Source organism: Agarilytica rhodophyticola (genome assembly GCF_002157225.2).
Classification (GTDB): Bacteria; Pseudomonadota; Gammaproteobacteria; order Pseudomonadales; family Cellvibrionaceae; genus Agarilytica; species Agarilytica rhodophyticola.
This window is the reverse complement of record NZ_CP020038.1, coordinates 22,467-40,463: the sequence shown is the minus strand read 5'-3', so window position 1 is coordinate 40,463 and position 17,997 is coordinate 22,467. Positions and strand designations below refer to the sequence as shown.

Genomic DNA, 17,997 nt, shown 5'->3' with positions numbered 1-17,997 from the left:
CTTGAGTTAGCACGTTTTTCTTTTTTTATCATTCTCTTAAAAATGATTACTTCATAAATTTTTAGGAGAAGTAAAATGAGTATATTGAAAGTAAGAACAGCGAAGTGCCTCAGACCTTCTTCAACCGCAAATATTTTGGTCGGTAAAGCATTTACTGCTATTGGCGCAGTGAGTAAAAATGAAACTACATTGTCAGAGGCCACTATCAGTGATGGGGCTTATACTGATGAGGCATTTAAAGGTGGGGCATTGTTAACAGCTATCAGCCAAGCTCCTGAAAGTCGCTTTATTTTCAAAAATTTGGCGACTTTATTTCAAAGATCAGATGACTTTTGTATGGAAGTCGACAATGAGCGCTTCTGGCCCCAGGTAGAAGATATGTACATGGCATCTGCAGATACAGCTTATATCAATAGAACTCTACCATTTGAGAATATTATCCGCATCAATTTGAAAAACCATCAAAATTCAGAATTTAAAGATAGCTTAGCTTTTTTAGAAATAAATACTAGCAAATTGGAAACAGACTTCATCGATAGTACATTTATTATTGCTAGCCCAAAAGAAGAGTGTATCTATGAATTGGATATATATGTGGAAAAATAATTTCAGAGTCTGCATTTATAATAAAGTTGTACGATATACTCTCATTTGTTTTTAGTATATGAAGCAAAAACAAAGAGAACTGCCATGCTTATCCAAGCTCAACAACTGCAAGAAGAGTTAAGTAATATTAACCTATGTATTTTTGATTGTCGGTTTGCAATGCCGGGTCCAGATTTCGACCCAAACTACGGGCGTGAGCAATATCATCAAAACCATATTCCCGGTGCACAGTATGTAGATCTTGAGCAAGATTTAAGCCGAGAGGTGACACCTCAAACCGGTCGCCATCCTTTTCCCAATGACAATATATTTTTGGACAAGCTGCAAAAATGGGGGCTGTCACCAGAGAAAAAAGTCGTTGTTTATGATGACAAAGGTGGTGTCATTGCTGCACGTTTATGGTGGATGTTGCGTTACTGGGTAGATCATAAAGATGTCCACCTATTAGATGGGGGTTTTACGAGCTGGCAACAAGCAAAAATGCCAATAACAAGTGAAGCACCTGCAGTCCAAACAAGCAGCCATCGCTATACAACCACACAGCAGTATTTGCGCTCTACCACTGAGGTTCGAGCTAATATCGAAGAGAAAAAAGATATTGTCGTTGATGCTCGCGCTCGTCCCCGTTTTATGGGAGAGCAGGAAAATGTTGATCCTATTGCAGGGCATATTCCGCAGGCATTGAATCTACCTTGTATGGAGAATCTTGATGCATTTGGGAAGTTCTTAAAACCAGAACAGCTAAAATCCCGTTTTTCCCATTTACTCGAAACAGTTGGCGAGCAGGGAAAAATTATTCACTCTTGCGGGTCAGGCGTAACAGCGTGCCACAATATTTTTGCCATGGACTTAGCAGAAATTCACGCTAGCCTCCTCTACGCGGGTTCTTGGAGTGAGTGGATTCAAAACCCCGACAATCCTATAGCGGTGGGTGAGTAAGCACCGCTATTGAGAATACTGCTGTAAAAATGGGCTTCAGGCTAGAGTCTGTTAACTAGCCCGAAAGTCTTGTTGAAAACGCTGGTGTTGCTGTTTCACTTCTTGATCATCATTGTCGTACAAAGCATTTACAACAAATATCGCAATAGAGGAGAAAAGAAAACCAGGCACTAATTCATAAAGATCGAATATACCTCCTGAAATCCCTTTCCATACAACAACTGTTGTACCTCCAACAACAATGCCCGCTAAAGCGGCAGTCCTACTCATACGAGAAGAATAGAGGCTAATCAATATCGTCGGTCCAAATGCTGCTCCTAAACCAGCCCACGCGTAACTGACAATATCCAACACCTTACTATTGGGGTCTAGAGCAAAAATAAGAGCAATAAAGCCAATGACAAATACAGATATTCGACCGAGCATTACCGGGTTGAGGAATTTATGCTGCTGATGAGTTTTTCCCGCTAGCATATCTTCTGCAATTGCTGAAGAGCAGACAAGTAGCTGCGAATCTGCAGTGCTCATGATCGCCGCCAAAATAGCCGCCATAATCACTCCTGCTATAACAGGATGAAACAGGGTATTGGCAAGAATCATAAAAATTTGCTCATTATCACTAATCGCGCCATTTTCATTGAAAATGACTACAGCGAATAGTCCCACACAGATTGCACCTGCATTGACAACTAAGGACCAGATAATCGCAATAGAGGATGCCTGTGGAACTTCGCGATGTTCCCTAATTGCCTGAAAGCGCGCCAGAATATGAGGTTGACCGAAGTAGCCAAAGCCCCAGCCTACAAGGCTCATGATACTAATCCAGCTCAGAACTTCGCCCTTAGAGTTTGTAAAAGGGTTGAGTAATTCTGAGTTTAGAGTAGCCACTTGCTGCAGGGAAGCACCCACACCATCATTGGCAACTATCACCATTACCGGTGTAATCAATAAAGCCAGCAACATTAGCAGACCCTGCAGCACGTCGGTCCAGGATACCGCCAAAAAACCACCGATAAAGGTATAAATGACAACAAAACCAAAGGTCAGCCAAAGTCCCCCCTGGTAGCCGGTATCAAAGACGGTGGAGAATAGTTTAGCGCCAGCGACAAAGCCTGAACTGACATAAAATAAGAAAAACAACAAAATAAAAAACGCGGTCACTAAACGCAGCACTGGCGTTTTATCGTTAAAACGTCGTTGCAAGTAGGTAGGAATGGTCAAGGCATTATCGAGCTGTTCGGTATAACTACGTAAACGTCGTGCCATACTCAACCAACAAATAGCAAGCCCCAGACATAAGCCTCCAGACAACCAAATGGATTCCAAACCGCTGGCAAAGGCATATCCTGGCAGTCCAAGCAACAACCAACCACTCATATCCGATGCTCCAGCGCTCAGTGCCGCCGTTGTAGCAGATAGCTGACGTCCACCGAGGAAATAATCTTCCGAAGCAGAAGTCTTTTTATATGCCCACCAGGAGATATACGCAACTAGTATCAAATACAACAAAAACGTCGATGTTAGGATCATAGAAATTATTTACCTAGGCGATTTTTATTTTTTCTTAATGATATCTTATTAACGCTTTAGGAGGTATTTTCATGAAAGCGAACTTTCCTTTATTTAGAGCTACCCACTGTACATATGGATTACTACGTTAAGTGCGTAAATGTACTTGCACACATCTGGTTTAAAACGGGGCCAATATTATGAAGACAATGCTTCCAGCTACTAGATTTACCGGCCCTGGTGCGATATCCAAGGGGTTTGAAAAATCGCCCATTGATACCAATACTGCAAACTTGGTCAGCGCAAAAACCTCCAAACCTAAGATTTTATCTAAGCCAATAACTAAAAGCTTATTACAGCCGTTGGGAGAAAATGGCCGAAGAAAGAATGCTGCTCGTACAGCAGTTGCTCTGGGAATAAAATATGGTGGCAAACAAGCAGCAATAGCGGCGGCGGCACCTTACGGTCCAGGAGCAGCTTTAGTAGCTAATATAGCCATGAGTAAACTTCAGGCTAAAGCTGAAAAAGATCTAAAACAAGCAGCTCAAAATGGTGAAAAAGGTGCAGGTATTGCAGCAGCTATTACCAATAACCCCATTGGTGGTAAAGGCGCTAAGCTGATTATCGATCGATTATCAAAGTAATTCTCTACAAGAAATTCCTGACAATTTACCTAGGGCCTGTTCACTTTACAAACAAACCTTAATACAAACGGCTCAAAGCCATGCTTTAGTAAGAGGAGATTAAAAGGTTGACAGTTATTAGTAGACCTGCATTTTTTATCCCGACTCAGACTGCCCTCAGAGATACTAGCGCTGAGACAAGCAATGTAGATAAAGCTTCAGAAGCAAGTAAAGTATCAGATAGGTTAATCGATTCTGTAAATCCGCAGAGAGCATTTGTAATTTTTGCCCATGGCAGCGGACAAAGTCGCAATACCAAAGACTCAACAATTGCACATATAGCGAGCCAAATTAATGGTAATGAAAATGAAGACTATATTATTGTTGATGGCCCAGCGGCCGGCAAACCTCCAGGTAGCTATGCATATAACGATTTAGATAGAACCATGACTCGAAAAAATATGCGAGAGACATTTGGAACGATTGCAGGTAGTAGTTATAAAACTGCAAAAATAAAAGCATTTGTGACAGGTAAAGGTTCAGAAAATAGTGCAGCGACAGCTGTCAGTAACATCATTGATTTGAAAGACAAAGGGGGCATCCCAGGCACAGTTAACATTATAGGTTACAGCCGAGGTGCTGCTGTAACAGCAAGCCAAATTGTCCATCAACTCAAATCAATTTTTGGCTACAAGCTCCCAGAGGAGGAGTCACAGCCACTGAAAATTAACTTATTTTTGATCGATCCTGTCGCCGGAGGGAGTAAAGGTAAACAACCTATCAATAAACTTAGCCTCAACGGTGAGAATGACAACGTGCACATAAAATCTCTATATGCCCTTTATTCTAGAGATGAGGAAAAACAAACGTATGTACCCCAATACCCAAAGGACTTCAATATCAGTGATGACGTTAAAACGGGGTTCTGCGAACTCCCTGGACGTCATGCTACACTGGGTAGATCAAACACCAGCTTAAAAGACCCTACAGGCTCAAAAGAAATACCAGAAAATGAAGAAGGTAGTCTTGCATCACCATCTAAGTTAATTGCAAGTTATGCACAAATATTTCTTGGCAATAATGGTATAAAAATTCAAGAGCCCGAAGATTCTTCTACTATTTCAGATGAGCATGATAAAATTTTAGATGATCCTGAATACAAAAAGTTAAAACAGAGTAATATCAAAAAGCGTTCTAATGATTATGCTTTTTCATTATTACTCGGAGGATTAAAACCGTTCAAGCCACGTGGAGGCGATGAGAGAATTAATAATCCAGATAACTTTTTAAGGAGTCTTAAAGGTGAATAATTGGGGTAATAACTACACCTTATTTATATAAATATGAGCATGATTACTGGTAATCATGCTTCAGGGACTTTTGCACAACTTGATTAATAAGCTCTGGTATTGCCGCATAGGCGGCTTTTATAGAGTTTTCATGCCTGACATCACCAAACTCTTGGTATTCAATTCCTAGCTCATAAAACTCTTCTACCCCTAGATATGTGCCAGTCGTGCGAATATGTGGGCCTAGATGATTCATTTCTCTTCTTACCCCATCTTTTCCAAATCCGAATTCCCCACAAGAAGTTAATAGTACAAGTGCTTTACCGGACATTGTAGGTTGCAATGGAAAATCACCGCGCTTTAAGTCGAAACTAAAGGTCTCATTGACCCTGATAACCTGGTCAAACCAGGCTTTCAAATGTGCTGGCATACCGTAGTTGTACATAGGTGTTGTTATTACAATAATATCTGATTGGGACAGTTCTTTAATAAGCAAATCTGACAGAGCAATAGATGATTTTTGCTCATCTGTTCGAAGTTCACATGGAGTGAAAGCGGCTTCGATCCAGGCTTCTGAAATAAACTCGGGAGGTTGTCTTCCAAGATCCCGATAGATCACTTTATCTTGAGGGTATTTAGCTTGCCATTGTTTGATAAATTCGCTTCCAAGAGCTTTAGATATTGAACGTTTAACACGCACGCTAGATTCTATATGTAGTATTGTTGCCATAGAAACCTCCGTTGATAGCACTCTATTAATTACGAGAAATTATTACCAAGCCCCAACTGTTTGACAAATGATAGAATTTCACATATAGATGAATTTAATTAACTTATAATGAGTTTTCTATGTTTTCTCACCTTCCACAGCTAAATAGTCTTAAAGTGCTCGAGTCGGCTGCACGTTTGAATAGTTTTAAAGCTGCTGCAGAAGAATTAAATATCACACCAACAGCTATATCCCACCAAATAGCCAAACTAGAGGAAAAGCTAGGGGTGTCGTTATTTATACGTCAAACGCGTTCGATAAAACTTACAAGTGAAGGTTCTAAGCTCGCTCAATCAGCTCATCAGGCATTACAACAACTTTCTTCTACTTTGGAAGAGATATCTAATGTTCAATCAGTTTTGAGGATTGCTACAACTACGTCTTTCGCTTCGATGTGGTTGGTTCCACATTTACAAGAATTTCAAACTTTGTATCCAGAAATTAATATTGAAATTAAAACAGGAGAAGAGCTTGTAGATATAGCAACGGATCGTCGCATAGATATTGCCATACGTTATGGGTGTTTCGATGACGCAGATGATAGCTGTATTAAATTAGCAACCGAAACATTTGATGCCTATGCTACTGAAAACTACTATGATAACTGTATAAATTTGGCCCATGCTAAATTTATACAAGCTAAGTGGAAGAATAAAAATTTACCATCAATCACTTGGCAGAAATGGTTTGAGCATAATAAACTTTATGATCCTTGTTCAGCAATAATATATTTTGATCAAGAGGATCATGTTTTTCAAGCCGCTCTAGCAGGGCAGGGGGTAGCTCTTATAAGCTCAGTATTAGCGCAGTCCGCACTTCAATACGGTTGGTTAAAAGCTTACAAAAACTCTCGCTCTCTACCTGGTCTAGATTATTATTTACTTATATCGCCTTTTAGCAAAGGTTTAAGCAAAGTAGATTTTTTTCAAAGTTGGCTAGTGAAAAAGTTTAGCGACTGTACTTTTAAGTAATATGTTGTGTGAAAACTTAGCGTCAGGCTGTAGTGTAGTTTTACAATTTTTAAAATACTATACTAGGCTTGACGCTTTCTAAATGTATAAAATAAAAACAACTCTAGTTACGCGTAAGAACGAGAGCGTCTATAGTTTTGACGACTATTAATTTCGTCTATCTGGCCATTTAAGGTCCAATAATCATACAGCACACCTAGACCAAAGAATCCTAAAGTGACAAGGTATAGTAAACCGGAAATCCATTTACCCATGTACATCCTATGTACCCCGAAAAATCCTAGAAATGCCAGTAATATCCAGGCTAGAGAAAAATCTATCGAACCCTCTTCATAGCGAAAGTCTGCTTCTTCATCCATGGAAGGAATAAGAAAGAGGTCAATTATCCAGCCAATGAAAAATAAACCGAGAGTAAAAAACCAAATCGTTCCTGTAATAGGCTTGCCGTAGTAAAAACGGTGTGCTCCCATAAAGCCAAAGATCCATGCAATATAACCAATAACTTTCGAATGTGTGTTGTTTTCTCTCATCTTCCTTTCCTTTTTACGATCTAAATACTTTTTCTATTATCTGGCTCTGATTTATTTCTCTACTCTCGATTAAAAATAATTTAATCGAAACAGCAATAAAAGACATTATTCCTAGCATCCAAAAAATAGAATTATTTGTTAATTTCTCTAAAGCTAAAAAAGCAATAGCAGTAAGTGTTAATGTTGTGCTCTTAAGTAGTTGTAGGCTCATAGTAACCTCACAGACTACACGCTGCTATGTTGTGGCTCCAATACTTTGGACCATGCTGTAAACTCAATCATCAGGGAGCATACAACCAATACAAAAAGTGTGATGCTCAAACCGAAAACTAAACAACCACTTGCTAACAGCAACAAAGCGAACTGAATAAATCCTCTATATTGCATGGTTTTCTCCTTACTTTTCCAAGTCTGCAAATTGTCGATTAAGATTAAATTTGTTTGATGTTACATAGTGTTCCATATCGTCTACTCGATTCATTATTTTTTCGAGTTTAGATTTGGCTCTACTTAACCGCTCACTCGTACTTCGACGATAGCGAAACATTTTTTTGCGGCGATAACAGCGTTCACCTTCATCATATTCATAGTCCATTTTATCAGCGCCACCTTTACTCAACTCTCTATCACTTAGAGACTTAGGCACCAATACAATCCATGCAATAAAGTATCCCCAAAAGGCGATGGGACCTGTAAAAATGACCGCTGCGACAAAGGCGATACGCATAATGTTATGATCGATCTCAAAATGATCTGCTATTCCAGCACAGACGCCACCAATCTTTTTGTCTTTAGTATTGCGATATAAGTTCATACTAAAGCCGTTGCGACGAGAGTTCATATATCTTTCATATTTTCCATGTGTCATAGCTTATTCCTCAGTTTCTTTTTCCAGTAGATTTGCGCCAATTTGGGTGCTCTGCATCGAGAATTTCTTCTAGTGTTTCTACTCGATCAATCAATTTATCCAATGTTTCCAACATTTCTTCTATATCGCTCACTTCTTGGCTGCTAATTCCCTGAGCCATTTTTGACTTATAACGATAATGAAGAATAAGCCAAATAGGAGCTACGATAACTAAGAACAAAATAATTGGTGCGTAAAAGAATTCCATTGTCGGGTCCTTGTTAGGCCATTTTCTATGGCCTTATTAATTAAGCGAATTTATTTTTTTAATGTCATTTGTTCTTTTAAACGACTTAACTCTTCATTAATAGCATCATCTTTTGCTAATTGATCAATTTCTGACGCAAGATCGTTACGGCCTACATCAAATGATTCTACGTGGCCCTCAAGTTCATCCATACGTTTTTCGAAAAGTTCGAATTTAGTAAAGGCATCATCAATATTTTTCTTATTGATTTGGCGTTTTACTTTATAACGATTCTCAACTGTTTGAGCTCTTAAAATTAATGCTTTTTGTTTGGCTTTAGCATCATCAAGCTTAATTTGTAGTTGGGCAACTTCATCATTTAGTGTGGCTAAATGATCTTCTAAAGATGCAAGTTCAGCTTCTGCTGTGCTTACTTCTTCTTCAATTGCAGATTTTTCTGCAATAGCAGCTCGAGCTAAATCATCTCGTCCTTTACTGATAGCAAGCTTTGCTTTGTTTTCCCACTCACTAGCTTCCTGTGTTAGACGAGCTAAGCGACGATGCAACTCCTTTTTATCAGCAATGATTCTTGCGCATGAGCTTCTGACTTCGACTAAAGTTTCTTCCATTTCCTGAATAATTAGACGAATCATTTTCTTTGGGTCTTCTGCATTATCAAGTAATGCATTGAGATTCGAATTGATAATATCTGTAAAGCGCGAAAAAATTCCCATGTTTGAGACTCCTATTTAATTGACTTATCTGACTTACGCTTTATCAGCGATTGTCATACATACCTTTACAGATACCATGCCAACTCTTTTAACTCATTGTTTTATATAGGAAAGTCATTTTTCGACCAATAAAATGAAAATTTATATTGGTTTTTTTAACCATTAAATGGATAATAAAATCACACATAATGGCTAAATAAACCAAACTCATGCAAAGAATTATTGGAGAATCCAGCACATTAACCGAAACCCTCGACCATGTTTCAAGGGTGGCTGCGCTCAATCGCCCTATTTTAATTATTGGCGAAAGAGGAAGCGGTAAAGAGATGATAGCCGAGAGGCTGCATTTTCTATCTAAGCGTTGGGACGAATCTTTTCACAAAGTGAACTGCGCTGCTATTAGCGAACAATTGCTCGATAGCGAGTTATTCGGCCATGAAGCTGGCGCGTTTACTGGTGCTAGCAAAATGCAAATGGGACGCTTTGAGCGCGCCGACGGTGGCACGTTGTTTCTTGATGAATTGGGAACAATGCCATTGCGCATTCAAGAGAAGTTGTTGCGTATTATAGAGTATGGGGAGTTTGAACGTTTAGGTGGACAAGAGACGCTAAAAGTAGATATTCGCATTGTGGCGGCAACAAATGCGGATTTACCAAAACTCGCAGATAAAGGTAAATTTCGGCACGATCTTTTAGATCGTTTAGCCTTTGATGTTATTAACGTTCCCCCCTTAAGGGAACGTATAGATGATATTCCAACGTTGGTAGATCATTTTGCGACACGAATGTGTTTAGAATTGGAACGGGAATATTATTCTGGTTTCTCTCAACAAGCTCTAAGCGAACTGACAAATCATCGATGGCCAGGCAATATCCGTGAACTTAAAAACGTTGTGGAGAGAAGTATATGCCATTGGCATGATCCCGATACACCGGTAGAAGAAGTGATCATTAACCCTTTTAAAAGTAATGAAAACTCATCACTTCCTTCGAATAAAGAAGACATACAAACGCCTTCCATTATGCAAGCCACGGACGAGGTTTGCATAAACTTTCATGACCAAATTAAAAATATGGAGTTAGAACTCCTAAAGAGAGCTTTGACTGTTTGTAAAAATCATCAGAAGCAAACGGCAAGCTATTTAGGAATGAGTTATCACCAACTGCGTGCTTTACTAAAAAAATATAAAGATGAGATTTAATAAAATTTAGAATTGATTTGCTTACATAGATAAAAATGTACTTATCTAGTGGTAGCTTTTAGAAAAAAACCTTATTTTTTTCATATTACCATTGAATATAATAAGTCTTTACGTAACGGAAATAACGTTTCTTTATCTTATTGTGCAGTGTGATCTAGTGTCTAATTTTGTGTAAAAGATTTTATGGGTATGGCTTTTGGGACAGAAGAGGGTAGGCGTCACTTCAAACTTGAGTGAATCGAAGAAAAACAATTTTAAGGAATATGTCTCAATTCCACTATTTACTTAGTTTAGCCTAAAGTATCAGTATTTGTATATAACTCCTAAAAAAACCTGATATTTCAATGTTTTACTAATGAATACAGCAAAATTACTTCAATAATGTGACAAAAACTTAATTCATCTGCAATAAAAAAATTTTTTTTTACTATTTACATATGATGACTAAACTGCAATAGTTTTAATTAAGAAGGTATCGGATTGGAAACAATTAGATACTAAAATTTATTCATATTAACTTGTATAGATTGTTAAAGGAGGCGGTCGAAAAAATCTCACCACGTTTATCGCTACCAATAGGGGTAGCTGATTAAATGACCAAAGCGGAGAACACTATGGCGAAAAAGTCCCGTGCAAGACGTAGTTCTTATTCTTCACGAGAATATGAAAGCAAGCGTACAAAAAATGGTTCATCAAAAAAGCGAAACAATGAAAGTGCACAAATAGTTGAGCTTAATGCTCACTTACAAAACTTCGACACAGCTTATTCCCCTAGGCAGGATAAAGCTCCCCTCAAACCCCGCACCAGTGCTCAAAAAGCATATATCAATGCGATAAAAAATAACATGTTAACCTTTGGCATAGGCCCGGCAGGTACAGGTAAAAGCTATTGTGCTGGCGCCCTAGCAGCAGAAGCGCTTGAATCAGGTAGTATCGAGCGGATAATTTTAACTCGTCCCGCTGTAGAGGCAGGTGAAAATTTAGGTTTTTTGCCCGGCGATTTAGATGAAAAGTTTGCTGCATATATAGACGCTTTTCGAGATATTTTAAATGAGCGTCTCGGTGCCGGTACTGTCAACTATTGCCTACGCCATGGCCGTATTGTGGCAGCACCTCTGGCGTATATGCGTGGTAAAACCTTCAATGAGGATACTTTTGTCATTCTCGACGAAGCGCAAAACACGACACCAGAACAAATGAAGATGTTTTTAACCCGCATTGGCGAAAACTGTAAAGTCGTTGTTAACGGCGACGTCAAACAAAGTGATATCAAAGGACGCAATGGTTTATCAGATGCTATCGAAAGGGTAGAAGGCTTACCTGGCGTACACATCCATGAATTTGAGCGCCACGATATTGTCAGAAGTGGTCTAGTACGTGAACTAATGGAGCGTTATGAAGTTACATCGGAATAATTCCATAAACAAAAATCAAATATATTAAATCCACCCACAGGCGCTCAAGCAAACTTTGCCTGGCAAATTTATTGGGAAATAGATATGTTTGAGCCGCCTCTAGCATGAGATTTATACACTTAAGAGCTATAAATTATATACATAGATTTTATAAGTGTATAAATTTCAAACTATACAAAATGGGTTTAGAATTCCATAAAAACGTCACAAACGTAAAATTCCTTGCGGTTTGGGGTTTGAAGGGCTAGCTATAAACGTCTGTTAAGACTAGACTTAGCCAGATAAGACAATTTACCAGCCATTTCGCCTTAATAAATTATGGACAAAAAAACAGAAGGGCGGGGTGCGAGTCATCTCCCGCTTACTACAGTAAACTCGGGTAAAGATGAGCCTGACAGTGATCAAACTGTAGTCAAAACAGGCGCTACTGTAGTAGACGATAAAACTCGCGTAAAATCCTCTGATTCAATACCTTCTTCGGATGCCACCCGAGTCAAAACTCCAAGCTCTCAACCCACAAAGGTTGAAGGCGCGACCTCGACTTCTTCGCAAACCAAACTGCGCAGTCCTCAAACACTTGCTGGTAATCAAACATCGAGTACTACCGGGCTCAGTGAGCTTGCTGACGCACCTATCACCAAGATAGAGCGTATGGAACGTACCCCAAGGCCAACCGGGTCCCACCGAGAAATTGATGTTGGTAGTGTAATCCGCGACCGTTTTGTACTGCAGGAAGTGCTGGGACGAGGTGGAATGGGTGCAGTTTATCGAGCTTTGGACTTGATAAAAAAGGAAGCGGGGGATGATAAGCCCTATATTGCTATCAAATTGTTAACAGGGGGTTTTAGGGATCATCCACACGCTTTCGTAACGCTGCAACGTGAAGCCCGAAAAACTCAGGAGTTAGCGCACCCAAATATCGTAACCGTCTATGATTTTGACCGTGAAGAAGATGTTGTTTATCTCACGATGGAGCAACTTTCTGGTGCGCCTCTAATCGACGTAATCAAAGGTAAAACCAACAAGTTTTTGGATGATAAAGAGAAGCTCGATATCATTGAACAGATAGCTAAAGGCTTAGCCTATGCTCATACTAAAGGTATCGTCCACTCCGATCTAAAGCCTGCTAATATCTTTCTCACCGATGATGGTGTGATAAAAATCCTAGATTTCGGGATTGCCAGAGCAGCTAATAAGGAGCTTTATCAAGACAGTTTTGATGCAGGTCAGCTAGGTGCTCTAACACTCAGTTACGCCAGCCCAGAGATGATTCGTTTCGAACCACCTCATCCGTGCGATGATATCTACGCTTTAGGTATTATTATTTGCGAAATCATGGGAGGACCTCATCCGTTTGATCGCAAAGATGCAAAAACAGCTTTCGAAGAAAAACTTTCACCTAAAATTCCAGAAATTAAAAATCCTTTTCTAAAGAAATGCTTATTGGACACATTATCTTTAGAAAGAGATTCTCGTATTCCCGATGCGAGTGTATTTTTAAAACGTTTCAACAACGCAAATTCTGCACCGAAAAGAATAGCATCGATTACAGCAATTATTGTTTTAGCTATCATAGCTAACTTCTTTTATATACAGACGATAGAAGTCGAAAGTGTGCCCTTTAGCTCTTTACCTAAAGAGCAGCAAACACAATTTTACGAGTTATTGGAGCAGGGCAATACTGCACTCAAGTTTAAAGACATGCAAGGCGCCGTGGCGAAGTTCAATTCAGCATTTGAAATTCATGGAACAAATGACGATATAAAGAAAGCAAAAAAGAAAGTCGTTGCTATTTTTAAAGAAAATTTAGACAAAGCAGGCGATGAAAAAAGCAAAGAGTTTTTAAAATCGCAACTTAATGATTTAAAGCGCTACCCAGCGTTTGCCGATTTAGATGAGCTATAGTTCTAGATTTTTTATTTACTAGTGTTTGCAGGACCTGTTAACGGGTCCTAACTAAATAGAGGCTTAAAAAAACTTCTTTGGTAACTTACGATGCAGCGAGTTTTCTTCGCATAATCAAAAGCTGCTATACATTCCTCGTCTTTAAAAGAGTCTTCCCGATACTTCTCATAGTCACTAAAACTTGGAAAAGTAAAAAGAGCTAAAGCTATATTATTGGCACCTTCTAATGGCAAAAAATAGCCATTGTGTTGACCACCAAACTTATTCACCAATGGAATCCACAGTTTGGCATAATGCTCAAACTCTTCAAGCTTATAGGGATCTATCTCATATCTGATAAAACAAGTAATCATATTATTTTAAAATTTAAATTAATCAGCTTTTACTGCGGTACCCATAACTTTTATTTTACCACCAAAAGGTAGTGCAGACACTTCGTAGACGGTCCTGGCTGGTCGTTTATTCTCTGGAAATAAAGATATAAATAATTCGTTAACTTCGTGCAGAAAATTTAGGTCGCAAAAGGCAATATCAACAAAGACAATGTCCTCTTTAGAAAAACCTGCTGCTTCAACTGCAGCAAAAAAATTTCTAAAAGCACGCTTTGATTCTTCTTTCATTGTTCCAGCGATATATTTACCATCCAAACCTACAGAAAGCTGGCCACTAACAAAACACATATTGTTAGCAACAACGGCGTGACTTATAGGGTTGTTCCAACTAGGCAAGGATTTACTTTCATAAATAAATTTTCTTTCACCCATATCACACCTTTCTTATCTAAAGCACCTTTTATTTACAGAATCTTTATTTACTGCACCTCAAACAAATAGAGGACATTTGTTTGGGGTAGAGATTAGTTATCTACAGCACCTTCTTCAAGCCAACGAAGAATAGCCAACCCATCATTATTGAGGTCACTGATACTGGTGGGTGAACCTGCGACATTACACAAGCGATTACCTCCTGTATGTCCGCCGGAGCTATTGCACGAATTCTGAAACAAGACACTACCTAGCAGTTGCTGAGTTGTAGTTGGCTCAGCTAAGGTAATTTCGGCTGGATCGTAAGGTATAAATTCTGTATTTGTTGCGGCCAAACGCACATTATCAATTTGCCTCCAATCTGGCGCTCCGGCTGTATTACCAACGTGACAACTACCGCAACCTGTGGCTCCTTCTCGACCAAAAACACCATCGCTAGCAAGAAGAGAGGAGAAAGTTTCTGTAGCATTGATGGTTACAACCACTGTACCGCTATTTGTTCTCTGCGACAGTGAACTATCCTGTACCGTGTATGAGAAGCTATCCTGACCGACGAAGAAACGGCTAGGCGTATAAGATATCACGCCACTATTACTTACGGATACGGTAGAGTTTGTCTGTGTTGGCGAACCAACACTAATAACTTGCAAGCTCAACCCATCGGCAACAGTATCATTGGCAGAGGGATTGAGACAGGGAACCGAACCAAATACCACCGGATAACTATTTTCGTTAAAGGAGCTGATAGCATCCATTGAGCAGGTATCCGGTCCAACAATCTCAGGCCCATCCAATGAGTTAACTGTAATAGAAACATTAGCCGAAGAGGAACTCTCGCCGAAACTGTCCGTTAATGTAAAATTAAATTCTCCAGCACCCAAAAAGGAAGCAGCTGTTGAAGTGAAAGTTACAATACCTGATGTAGCATCAGTAACACTCGCCGTACCATTAGTCACAGCACCAGTAATTTCGATTGAAGGAACTTCACCACTGCGAATATCTCCAAATACTGATCGGCAAGATTCGCTATCAGGAGATTGGCCAGGGCACAGGCTATTAAATATATCAATGGCAACCGATGCACTTTCGTTGACACTTTGTGCAGGCACACCTTGAGGATTGGGAACATTGTTGTTGACTAAGACTGAGCGTTGTACCGTATTAGAAACCAACGCAACACTTGTGTTAGAAGCAATAAAACTAACTTGGGATTGTGTGCCAGGTTCACCAGCTGTGAAAACGAATTTTTCCTCGTTACTCACAAAATTACCATCAACACTCCATTCGTACGCATTAGTAAATAAACTATCACTCGCATCGAATAATACTGTGCTACCAAAATCTACAATAACATCCGCTGCTAGCTCAGCATTTTCCGATGGCGAGATATTCGCCACAGGGTAACCAGGAAGTGTTTCAAGAGGTACATCATTATTAGGGTTGGTATCGCTGTTAAGGTGATTACGTAATATCTCTGCTGGCGAGCTATTGCCATAAAAGTCGATCCAGAAACGATCCATTGTTAAACGAGAGAGTGGCATTGTGCCTTGCTCAAAAACAAAGGGAATGAGTCGTTTATTATTAATGAATTCATCGTAGCTATCAAAATCAATTGCTTGATTACCTACTTGAGCGTGGCATAGGCGGCAATTGCGGACAAATACCTGACGATACAAATCTTCTTGCCCATGCCAACCACTTTGCACGTAGTCACTATCAAATGGATTATTAGGCAAAGTAGAAACTTGGCTTTGCAGTGTCGTCAACTCTTCAGAGCTAAGTGGATTTTCTTGACTGCCAAAATTCAAATTTTCTACAGCTTCACTATTGCCATAAAAGCCGTGGAGCATTTTGATGGGTGTTTCAAAACGTTTTAAGTTATTGGTATGGTGGGTAAAGGTATCCAGCACCATTTGATTTTGCAAACGAAAAGCTTCTTCTTGAGACTCCCGGCTATATTGCACGGTAATTTCATCGGATATTTCTGCCGAGCTATAGACGGGGTCGATCACACCCACTTCATTACTTTGTGTATATAGAAGGGCGTCCAGGTCCCAAGGAATAAAGCTAGAGTCTAGATCGGCTGCAGATGCATTGATATCATTTAGGTTTGCAGCATTAAATTGATCTGAGTTTGTATCGCCATAGTGACAAGCGACACACACACCGGGAACCATACGTTCACCACGCCCATCAAAATTCATACTTGGTGCTCTTACATACTCACCGGTAACTGTATCTGGTACATAGGAATAGAATTTGACAATTTTCTTGCCGCTAACATCATCCTCAAATGTTCCATCGCCACAATTTCCCGTAGGAGCAGCACTATATTCCATGACCACTATGGCAAACTCATTGCGCCCAGAAAAAATATTTTCCAATGAAGGATAATTGGTAACATAGCTATATACATTGCCATTATCATCTTTGCGCACATACATATCACGACCAAAATTTAGATCGTAGTTATTAACATATGAAGTATGTACAACAGAATCAGGATAAGCATTAAACCCAGCTTGCTCAATCCATTTAGTAAGAGTGTCGGCTCTTGTTTCTGGGTCTATACAGTCGTAATAGTTGTTGGCGGAACGCCGCGATTCCACTTGTAGGTTTTGACGCAGCCATTCGTCGCTAAAACTTAGTTGGCCGGCAGCTGTGCGTATAGAACTAATATCTAGTAGTTCAAAACGTGCATCGTTATCACGGGCTAAATAAACGTCGATAGCGCCAGTGGACTGTTGTTCCAGGGAGAGTGTAATATTAAGCACTGCATTTTCCACATGCTCGAACTCTAATCTGCCGCCTCGTGTCGCTCCTTGGAAATTTACATTAATTTCATCGGCATCCAGAAGAGGAATAGGCACTTTATAAAAAGTATTACGTGCATCTGAAACTTCAAGCACTTGTCCTGCAGCAACACTTCCAGAGAAGTTTTTACTATCCACATTAATTGTTTGTTGGTTACCGTCGCGGTCCGTCCAGCTAGCTGTAGTCATCATATTGAGTGTGAACGGTATTTCGTTTGCAAGCGCAGTATTCGCAGCTGCAGCAACAATTACCACAAAATTTTCGTCAACATTGGGATTTAATAAGAATTTATTGGAATCGTAAGCCGGTTTAACACGAACACCCACTTGATCAGTTGCTTCTTTTCCATCTGCATCTATCACTGTTAATTCAAATTGCAGAAGTACTCCACCGGCTTCAGTCAACGGCACCTGGGGTGCGGTAAAAACTGTTGAATTTCGTGTACGTTCGTAAAATTCTACAGGGTAATCTCCAGTGTTCACCTGTTGCCATTGAAAGGAGAGTAGAGGGTCATCAATACCATCACTATTAAAGCCCGACAATAACACATCTTTTCCCGAGCGAACTTCAATTTCACCAGACGTCGCTTGACTTGCTCCAAATACTTCAGCCGTAGCAATAGGAGAACCATCACTTTGACTACCCACATCGCTACCACCGCCGCCGCAGCCTACCATGGTAGACAGGCACAGGGCAGAAAATACTTTAGTAAAATGGACCGTCAACAATTTATGTAGGTGTGTCACTTTGCGCTCCAGGCAACCTAAAATATATTCGGTTGCAAATAATTAATCCAATAACAGTTCTATCAATCTGACATATAACATGTCTGG

At 39.7% G+C, this 17,997-nt stretch carries 17 protein-coding genes; 8 read left to right on the top strand and 9 right to left on the bottom strand.

Features of this window, described 5'->3' with window-relative positions; all coding sequences use genetic code 11:
- Positions 1-75: 75 nt before the first annotated feature.
- Both BVC89_RS00165 and BVC89_RS00160 read left to right on the top strand, forming a co-directional pair.
- Complete coding sequence (locus BVC89_RS00165; RefSeq protein WP_086929284.1) at positions 76-606, top strand: hypothetical protein; 531 nt, start codon at positions 76-78, stop codon at positions 604-606.
- Positions 607-690: 84 nt separating this feature from the next.
- Positions 691-1,545 (top strand): sulfurtransferase, encoded by an 855-nt coding sequence (locus BVC89_RS00160; RefSeq protein ID WP_086929283.1) that lies wholly within the window; start codon positions 691-693, stop codon positions 1,543-1,545.
- Between the two features lie 51 nt (positions 1,546-1,596).
- Here BVC89_RS00160 and putP read toward each other — a convergent pair whose 3' ends face one another.
- A complete protein-coding gene (gene putP, locus BVC89_RS00155) occupies positions 1,597-3,075 on the bottom strand; it encodes a sodium/proline symporter PutP (protein WP_086929282.1) in 1,479 nt (492 codons plus the stop codon).
- Between the two features lie 179 nt (positions 3,076-3,254).
- Here putP and BVC89_RS00150 point away from each other — a divergent pair, with 179 nt between their 5' ends.
- Both BVC89_RS00150 and BVC89_RS00145 read left to right on the top strand, forming a co-directional pair.
- Positions 3,255-3,698 (top strand): hypothetical protein, encoded by a 444-nt coding sequence (locus BVC89_RS00150; RefSeq protein WP_086929281.1) that lies wholly within the window; start codon positions 3,255-3,257, stop codon positions 3,696-3,698.
- A gap of 107 nt (positions 3,699-3,805) precedes the next feature.
- Positions 3,806-4,987 carry a hypothetical protein gene (locus tag BVC89_RS00145; RefSeq protein ID WP_086929280.1) on the top strand — a complete coding sequence of 394 codons (1,182 nt, stop codon included), beginning with the start codon at positions 3,806-3,808 and terminating at the stop codon, positions 4,985-4,987.
- Positions 4,988-5,030: 43 nt separating this feature from the next.
- Here BVC89_RS00145 and BVC89_RS00140 read toward each other — a convergent pair whose 3' ends face one another.
- Entirely contained in the window at positions 5,031-5,696 is a 666-nt protein-coding gene (locus BVC89_RS00140; protein WP_086929279.1) for an FMN-dependent NADH-azoreductase, read from the bottom strand.
- A 119-nt stretch (positions 5,697-5,815) separates the two neighbouring features.
- On the opposite strand from BVC89_RS00140, the gene BVC89_RS00135 reads away from it, so the two are divergent.
- Positions 5,816-6,706, top strand: a complete 891-nt coding sequence (locus tag BVC89_RS00135) for a LysR substrate-binding domain-containing protein (RefSeq protein WP_086929278.1) — start codon at positions 5,816-5,818, stop codon at positions 6,704-6,706.
- Positions 6,707-6,813: 107 nt separating this feature from the next.
- On the opposite strand, the gene BVC89_RS00130 is transcribed toward BVC89_RS00135, so the two are convergent.
- The 4 genes from BVC89_RS00130 to pspA form a co-directional block, all read right to left on the bottom strand.
- On the bottom strand, positions 6,814-7,236 hold the full coding sequence (locus BVC89_RS00130) for an NINE protein (RefSeq protein ID WP_086929277.1): 423 nt from the start codon (positions 7,234-7,236) through the stop codon (positions 6,814-6,816).
- 397 nt (positions 7,237-7,633) lie between these two features.
- Entirely contained in the window at positions 7,634-8,104 is a 471-nt protein-coding gene (locus BVC89_RS00120) for a PspC domain-containing protein (protein ID WP_086929275.1), read from the bottom strand.
- A 10-nt stretch (positions 8,105-8,114) separates the two neighbouring features.
- Positions 8,115-8,351: an envelope stress response membrane protein PspB gene (gene pspB, locus BVC89_RS00115; protein WP_086929274.1), complete on the bottom strand. Its 237-nt coding sequence runs from the start codon at positions 8,349-8,351 to the stop codon at positions 8,115-8,117.
- Positions 8,352-8,401: 50 nt separating this feature from the next.
- Positions 8,402-9,064, bottom strand: coding sequence for a phage shock protein PspA (pspA, locus tag BVC89_RS00110; protein ID WP_086929273.1), 663 nt, complete (start codon positions 9,062-9,064; stop codon positions 8,402-8,404).
- 209 nt (positions 9,065-9,273) lie between these two features.
- On the opposite strand from pspA, the gene pspF reads away from it, so the two are divergent.
- The 3 genes from pspF to BVC89_RS00095 all read left to right on the top strand — a co-directional run bounded on the left by pspF (position 9,274) and on the right by BVC89_RS00095 (position 13,586).
- Positions 9,274-10,266, top strand: coding sequence for a phage shock protein operon transcriptional activator (pspF, locus tag BVC89_RS00105; protein ID WP_086929272.1), 993 nt, complete (start codon positions 9,274-9,276; stop codon positions 10,264-10,266).
- A gap of 614 nt (positions 10,267-10,880) precedes the next feature.
- Positions 10,881-11,681: a PhoH family protein gene (locus BVC89_RS00100; RefSeq protein WP_086934447.1), complete on the top strand. Its 801-nt coding sequence runs from the start codon at positions 10,881-10,883 to the stop codon at positions 11,679-11,681.
- A 318-nt stretch (positions 11,682-11,999) separates the two neighbouring features.
- On the top strand, positions 12,000-13,586 hold the full coding sequence (locus BVC89_RS00095; protein WP_086929271.1) for a serine/threonine-protein kinase: 1,587 nt from the start codon (positions 12,000-12,002) through the stop codon (positions 13,584-13,586).
- 47 nt (positions 13,587-13,633) lie between these two features.
- Here the strand turns inward: BVC89_RS00095 and BVC89_RS00090 are convergent, their stop codons facing one another.
- From BVC89_RS00090 to BVC89_RS00080, 3 genes are all read right to left on the bottom strand, one after another.
- Positions 13,634-13,939, bottom strand: a complete 306-nt coding sequence (locus BVC89_RS00090; protein WP_086929270.1) for an NIPSNAP family protein — start codon at positions 13,937-13,939, stop codon at positions 13,634-13,636.
- A gap of 18 nt (positions 13,940-13,957) precedes the next feature.
- The gene (locus BVC89_RS00085; protein ID WP_086929269.1) at positions 13,958-14,350 is read right to left on the bottom strand and encodes a RidA family protein; all 393 of its coding nucleotides are present in this window, start codon (positions 14,348-14,350) and stop codon (positions 13,958-13,960) included.
- Between the two features lie 92 nt (positions 14,351-14,442).
- Positions 14,443-17,910, bottom strand: a complete 3,468-nt coding sequence (locus BVC89_RS00080; protein ID WP_158657719.1) for an Ig-like domain-containing protein — start codon at positions 17,908-17,910, stop codon at positions 14,443-14,445.
- Positions 17,911-17,997 lie beyond the last annotated feature (87 nt).